Genomic DNA, 6921 nt, shown 5'->3' on the forward strand with positions numbered 1-6921 from the left:
CGCTATGTCCCCAAGAAACGCATAGGACATATCGCTAAACTGCCACCCAAACGACGTCTGCGAGACATTAAATAGCCCTGACCCGTTGTAAGTGAAGTTGCTTTCCGTTCCGTCCAAAAACATTCGCAACGCCCCCGACACATTGTTGTCCCCTGTCTGCCGAAACCCCATCACCCGAAACGGCGCCGTGTTGTTGATCCCAATCGATGTCGCTGGCTCATAATACGCATCGCCTGGCCCAGAGCGCCACATGCCTAATCCCTCTTGAAACTGCCCGCGCCCAAACGGATAGAACCGCTGCGACGAAAACATCGGCTGCCAAGTGCCGCCGAGCGCTGTCCGTCGCCCCACGATGAGTAGCGTTCCCACCACATCCGTCAGGTTCGTCGTCAGCACCAGCGCATCGCGCAACGCTGTGTTGGCATTTGCGCCATCAAAACGCAAGGTCGGGCGACCATTGACGGCATTGGCAATGTAGAGCGGTTGGCGGTTGGCATCCGACTGCGTGGCGTGGTTGTTGTTGCCTGACTGGTCGTTCCACGCGCTCACAGGCGCGCCATCTACGGTCGTTGATGTCCCCGCATCCGCCCGCAACCACAACCGGTTCGTAGAACTGTTCCCAACGCCACCAGGACCGGTTTGAGCAAATGCGACGCTAGCGATGACAAGGAAGGAGGCGAGGAGTAAAAAAATGAGTCTCATAGTGTATTCAGAACTTGCTGTGTTAGACTGGCTACGCGCAGCGATGAGAGAGGTTTTTGCCAAATTTAAGTATAGCTAAGAATTCTCGCAAGTTGCTTGCAGGTTAAGTTTTTTTGAAGCTTTCAAATTGCGCTGCAAGGTGCAGCTGGGGTGACCACGTCACTGAAACTTTCCCATAAACAAAAAGAGCGGCAAGGTCTGCCGCTCTTTTGGCAACGTGTGCTCTATTTCTTTTCAGCCTTCTCTGCTTTTTCAGCTTTCTCTTTGCCTTTTGCGATGACTTCTGGCTCTGTAGCAGCCGTTTCAGTTGTGGTGATGACCTCGCCCCTCGTAGGCGGCACCACTGAGACAATTGAAATCGATGGGTCGCCCACAATTTTCCACTTTGCTGAAGCATGGATTTGGTTGGCTTGCTCAATGTGAAGCGTGTCACCGATTTCCAAGTGAGAGATGTCAAACTCAATGTGTTCAGGAATGTCAGCGGGCAGCGAGCGAATAGTCAGTTTGTGCAAAAGCACTTGCACGCGACCGCCTTTGACCACTCCGGCTGGCGTGCCCTTAAAGAGTGTGGGCACTTCCGTCTCCACCATTTCATCAGCTTTGAGGAGCTGGAAGTCCGCATGCACGATTCGGTCAGTGAGCGGGTCAAACTGACGGTCTTTCATAATCGCTTGCTTTTCTGTGCCATCGCTGAACCTCAGGTTCACAAGGTGTGATTCAGTCGTGTAGACCAGCTTTCGTAGCTCTGACTCCTTCACAGCCAGTGGAATGGCTTCTTCGCCTTTGTGATAGAGCACGGCAGGCACCATTCCTTTGCGGCGCAAGGCTTTAAGAGTGCCTTTTGTCGACACGCTGCGCGTTTCAGCTTCCAAAGTAATCGTTTGCATAGCAGTTAGAGAGAGTTTGTGGTTTAGTCTTCGTCAAAAAGAGAGCTGATAGAACTGTCGTCGTAGATACGCTTGATGGCTTCGGCAAATAAGCCGCTGACGGTGACAATCTCCAGCTTTGAGAGTGGTGCATGGTTGGTTAGCACCGAGTCCGTAGCAATCACTTTCTCAATATCTGAGTTCTCAATGCGCTCGACGGCAGGGCCAGAGAGAATCGGGTGCGTGCAAGCGGCAAAAATTCGATTGGCGCCGCTTTTTTTCATTGCGTTGGCGGCGCTGACAATAGTGCCGCCCGTGTCAATCATATCATCGACCAGAAGCACATTCTTGCCTTTCACATCGCCGATGATGTTCATCACTTCGGCTTCATTAGCACGTGGGCGACGCTTATCGCAAATCGCAAGGTCAGCTCCCAAGCGCTTGGCATAGGTGCGTGCGAGCTTGACACCCCCGACATCAGGCGAGGCCACCACAAGATTATCGAGTTCCATCTTGCGGATATGGTTGATAAGAATGCCCGCCGAGTAAAGATGGTCAAAGGGAATGTCAAAGAAGCCTTGAATTTGAGGAGCGTGCAAATCCATCGTTAGCATTCGGTCTGCGCCAGCTGTCGTGATAAGATTGGCAACAAGCTTGGCCGTAATGGAAACACGAGGCTGATCTTTTCTATCTTGCCGTGCATAGCCGTAGTATGGAATCACCGCCGTAACGCGACTGGCTGAAGCACGCTTGGCTGCATCGATCAAAATCAGAAGCTCGAGCAAATTTTCCGCTGGCGAATTGGTCGACTGAATAATGAACAAATCGCTGCCACGAATGGATTCATTGTAGTGCACCGAAATTTCACCATCAGAAAAGCTCTTAATTTCTGCCTTGCACAAAGGCAGCGACAACTGATTCGCAATTTTTTCGGCAAGCGGACGGTTGCTACGACCAGCGTAAATTTTAATGGTCTTGAACATACTGAGTTGCCGAGTAAATGATGCGACCAAAGTCAGGCGATACGTTGCGCCTTGTTATATTCGTGCCGTATCGCAAAAGACGCTTCTGAGAAAAGAGCCGAAAATATACACGTTCAACTTGAAACGGAAAAGCCTTCTATGACCAGCCCAAACTTAACATTAGGCGACATCTATCACCTGCTCTTAGAGACTTTTCCTGAGGCGGAGCTTGTGGGCGATGCTGCCACGCCGATTAAAAACTTCGCCCCAATTGAATCGGCAACTAATGGCGACCTAACGTTTGTAGCAAACACGAAGTATGAAAAATACCTTAGCCGCACCAACGCCTCTGCCGCAATTGTCTCCTGCAACCTCAATGTGGCAGGAAAAGCGCCAAAGCTGGCTCTGGTGCGCGTCGAAGATGCCTACACAGCCTTTGCACTGGTCTTAGAGCGGTTTAAGCCAATGCGGAATATGCTAGCAGATGGCGTGCACCCGACAGCCATCATCGCTAAGTCTGCAACCATCCACCCTTCAGCACGCATTGGCGCGTATTGCTACATTGGCGCAGAGGTCGAAATCGGAGCAGAGACGAGCATCTACCCACATACTACCATTTTGGACGGCACGAAAATTGGCGAGCGATGCATTCTTTACCCAAATGTGGTCATCTATCACGATTGCCAAATTGGACACCGCGTAACCATTCATTCTGGCGCAGTAATTGGCGCCGATGGATTCGGCTTTGCTCCGCAAAAGAACGGCACATTCAAAAAAATTCCGCAAGTTGGCACCGTGGTGCTGGAAGACGACGTGGAAATTGGCGCTAATACTTGCATTGACCGTGCCACACTGGGGGAGACGCGCATTAAAGCAGGTGCAAAAATTGATAATCTGGTGCAAATTGGACACAATTGCAGCGTAGGCACCAATACCGTCATTGCCTCGCAAGCAGGTCTCTCGGGCAGCACCAAGATCGGCAACTCGTGTATGATTGGCGGGCAAGTCGGCTTTGTCGGCCATTTGGAGATTGCTGACCGCGTAACGCTGGGCGGACAAGCGGGCGTCACCAAATCCATCACCAAGCCCGGAGAGTTCTGGCGCGGCGCACCCGCAAAACCACTGCGTGAACAACTCCGTCAAGAAGCGATGATAGGCAAACTTGAGGAAATGATGCGCCGCCTCATAGCTGTCGAAAAAGAACTCCTTGAACTAAAAGCCAAGAAAAACGAACTGCCTTAAAATGCTCCAATCTATCAACCCAACAACCGAGTGTGTGCTCCAAACTTATCGTGAGCACACCGAAGCGGAACTGGAAAAGGCACTGCAGCGCGCTGAGAGCGCTTTTCAGCAGTGGCGAAAACGCTCCGTACAGGAGCGCATAGAGCCCATTCGGCAAGCCGCCGCCGTCCTGAGGCAAAATCTGATGCACTATGCAACGCTGATTACCACCGAAATGGGCAAACCGCTGGCACAAAGTAAAGCGGAGCTGGAAAAATGCGCCGCTACCTGCGAATACTTCGCCGAACATGCTGAAACCTTTCTCCGACCCGAAATCGTGAAAACCGAAGCCAGCAAAAGCTATGTGGTGTTTGAGCCGTTGGGGGTAGTGCTGGGTATCATGCCATGGAACTTTCCTTTCTGGCAAGTGTTCCGATGTGCAGTGCCGACGCTACTGGCAGGTAATACGCTGCTCCTCAAGCATGCGCCAAGCACGACAGGCTGCGCTCTGGCTATTGAAGAAGTTTGGCAAAAAGCAGGCTTGCCCGAGGGGGTGTATCAAACTTTACTCATTGCAGCAGAAAACGTGCCAGAGCGAATTTCTACCTTGATTGAGCACCCTATCGTAAAGGCAGTAACGCTCACAGGTAGCACTGCGGCAGGCAAGTTTGTAGCCGCCAAAGCCGGTGTAATGCTAAAAAAAACCGTCTTAGAACTGGGCGGGAGCGACCCCTACCTCATCTTAGATGACGCCAACCTTGACGAAGCAGCAGAAGTATGCGCGGCATCACGCTGCATCAATACAGGGCAGAGCTGCATTGCAGCGAAACGATTCATTGTGCTGGAATCGGTGCGAAAAAAGTTTGAAGAAGCCTTTGTGGAAAAAATGCGGGCTAAAACAATAGGTGACCCACTGACCGACGTGGACTTAGGACCACTGGCGCGCAAAGACTTGCGAGAAAAACTGCATGCGCAAGTCAGCCAAAGCCTTGCAAAAGGAGCGAAAGTGCGCCTAGGCGCTGCCTTGCCTGAAGGCACTGGCTACTTCTACCCGCCTAGTGTGCTCAGCGAAGTAACAAAGGGAATGCCGGCCTACGACGAAGAGCTGTTCGGTCCCGTCGCAGCAATCATTGCTGCAAGAGACGAAGCCGAAGCGATTGCAATCGCCAACGACACGCGCTATGGATTGGGTGCGGCAATTTTCACCAGCGACCCCGAGCGCGGAGAGCGACTAGCCAGAGAAATCGAAGCAGGCAATTGTTTCATCAATGCACTGGTGCGCTCCGACGCACGCTTGCCCTTTGGCGGCATTAAGGAGTCAGGCTACGGCAGAGAGCTGTCCCACTTTGGGATGCACGAGTTTACAAATATCAAAACCGTGTATGTGAAATGAATGCACCTCACCCTGTTTCGGTGTTGCCGAAACGTCCCTCTCCTTTGTAAGGCGAGGGACTGCGATGTTCCCCTCTTCTTTTGAAGGCGAGGGGCTGGGGGTGAGGTCAAAGAGCCTTGAATTCGCCTCACCCTGTGTCGGTGTTGCCGAAATGTCCTTCTCCTTTTGGAGGCGAGGGGTTGGGGGTGAGGTGAAGTTGTGTATCTTTCGTGGTGCAAATGGGTGCGAAAGGAGGCAGCAATGTCAGAAGTAAAACAACCAGAGCTGACACGAAGTCAAGACATCATCACTGTGCCGTTGGTGGGCTCCGATGAGACCCTCACCATAGACATTTCTCACATTCAAACTGAAGATAATGCACCTGTGGATAGCTTGTTTGCCGAGCGGCAGGGGCGGTTGCTGGTCGACTCGCTCTATGCCAGTTGGAAGCCAGAGCAGCCGTTTTTGGCGTGCGAAAATGTTGGGGTGTTTTACGGGCTGCACTTGCCGCCAGTGGTGCCCGATGTGTTGGTCAGTTTAGGGGTGGAGCCGCCACAAGGGGAGCAGATTCACGAGAAGCGACGGCGGTCGTATTTTGTGTGGGAGTATGGGAAGGCGCCCGATGTGGTGGTGGAGGTGATTTCAGCCACCTATGGGGGGGAGTTAGATGAAAAGCAGCGGATTTACGAGCGGGTTGGGGTGCGGTATTATGTGGTCTATGATCCGATGCGGTTGCACATACAGGGGGGGCTGAGTGGCTATGAGTTGCGGGGTGGGGGGTATGTGAGGTTGGAAGGGAGGCAGTTGGGGCAGATAGGGTTAGGCGTCGGGCTATGGAGAGGGCAGTTTGATGGGGTAGAGGGAGAGTGGCTGAGGTGGTATGATGCGAGTGGCAAGTTGCTGCTAACAGGGAAAGAGGCAGCAGAGCAAGAGCGTCTGCGTGCCGAAGCGGCGGAAGCCCAAGCAAAGCAAGAGCGGCAACGGGCAGAGCAGCTTGCGGCGGCACTGCGCAAACTCGGCATTGACCCTGAGAAGCTCTAATCTGCGTCTGGTGCGCCGTATCGTCCCTGCTTCGGCAATATGGTCTTGCTGCTGTGCGACCTCACCCTGTCCTGACTTTCGTCTGGGACGTCCCTCTCCTTTGTAAGGCGAGGGATAGTGGCGCTCCCCTCTCCTTTTGAAGGAGAGGGGTTGGGGGTGAGGTCAAAGAGCTTTGAATTCGCCTCACCCTGTTTCGGCGTGGCCGAAACGTCCCTCTCCTTTTGAAGGAGAGGGACGGAAAGAAAAAGGGCGTCCCTACTTAGGACGCCCTCCTGTGAGCTGCATGAGTCTCACTTCTTGCACCTTATTTTACTAGCATCATCTTCATTGTGCGTGTGAAGTTGCCTGATTGCAAGCGGTAGATGTAGATGCCGCTGGAAGTGCGTGTGCTGGCGTTGAACTGCACTTCGTAGTTGCCCGGCGGTTGCACTTCATTGACCAGCGTCGCCACTTCCCGACCTAAGAGGTCATAGACCTTAAGCGTAACCAGCCCAGTTTGCTGAATCGAGTATCGGATATTGGTCGTGGGGTTAAAAGGATTCGGATAGTTTTGCTCCAAGTTGTAACTGTAGCGAGGCGGACTGATGGGCTCGCGCACTTCTACCGTGACACGCTGGGCATAGTCATGCACCGTGCCGTCAAAATCGACGGAGCGAAGCTGGTAGGTGTAGGTTTGACCAGTCTCGACATTCGCATCAAGGAAAGCGTAGTTGGTGGTCGAAGTGGTGGTGCCTTTGCCACGCAGCTCAGGTGAGAA

General features: G+C 52.9%; 7 protein-coding genes. 3 read left to right on the forward strand and 4 right to left on the reverse strand.

What is annotated here, in order from left to right:
* The 3 genes from NZM05_12430 to NZM05_12440 form a co-directional block, all read right to left on the reverse strand.
* Window positions 1–702, reverse strand: a 702-nt coding sequence (locus NZM05_12430) for a hypothetical protein (GenBank protein MCS7014420.1), incomplete at its 3' end; no start/stop codon positions are given.
* 224 nt (window positions 703–926) lie between these two features.
* Window positions 927–1589, reverse strand: coding sequence for a 50S ribosomal protein L25/general stress protein Ctc (locus tag NZM05_12435; GenBank protein ID MCS7014421.1), 663 nt, complete (start codon window positions 1587–1589; stop codon window positions 927–929).
* Between the two features lie 23 nt (window positions 1590–1612).
* Entirely contained in the window at window positions 1613–2551 is a 939-nt protein-coding gene (locus NZM05_12440; protein ID MCS7014422.1) for a ribose-phosphate pyrophosphokinase, read from the reverse strand.
* Window positions 2552–2689: 138 nt separating this feature from the next.
* On the opposite strand from NZM05_12440, the gene lpxD reads away from it, so the two are divergent.
* The 3 genes from lpxD to NZM05_12455 all read left to right on the forward strand — a co-directional run bounded on the left by lpxD (window position 2690) and on the right by NZM05_12455 (window position 6164).
* A complete protein-coding gene (gene lpxD / locus NZM05_12445; protein MCS7014423.1) occupies window positions 2690–3772 on the forward strand; it encodes a UDP-3-O-(3-hydroxymyristoyl)glucosamine N-acyltransferase in 1083 nt (360 codons plus the stop codon).
* 1 nt (window position 3773) lies between these two features.
* On the forward strand, window positions 3774–5144 hold the full coding sequence (locus tag NZM05_12450; GenBank protein ID MCS7014424.1) for an NAD-dependent succinate-semialdehyde dehydrogenase: 1371 nt from the start codon (window positions 3774–3776) through the stop codon (window positions 5142–5144).
* A 240-nt stretch (window positions 5145–5384) separates the two neighbouring features.
* Window positions 5385–6164: a Uma2 family endonuclease gene (locus NZM05_12455; protein ID MCS7014425.1), complete on the forward strand. Its 780-nt coding sequence runs from the start codon at window positions 5385–5387 to the stop codon at window positions 6162–6164.
* Window positions 6165–6468: 304 nt separating this feature from the next.
* Here NZM05_12455 and NZM05_12460 read toward each other — a convergent pair.
* Window positions 6469–6921: T9SS type A sorting domain-containing protein (locus NZM05_12460; GenBank protein MCS7014426.1), on the reverse strand; the 453-nt coding region annotated here is incomplete at its 5' end.

This window comes from Chloroherpetonaceae bacterium, assembly GCA_025056565.1.
Taxonomy (GTDB): Bacteria; Bacteroidota; Chlorobiia; order Chlorobiales; family Thermochlorobacteraceae; genus Thermochlorobacter.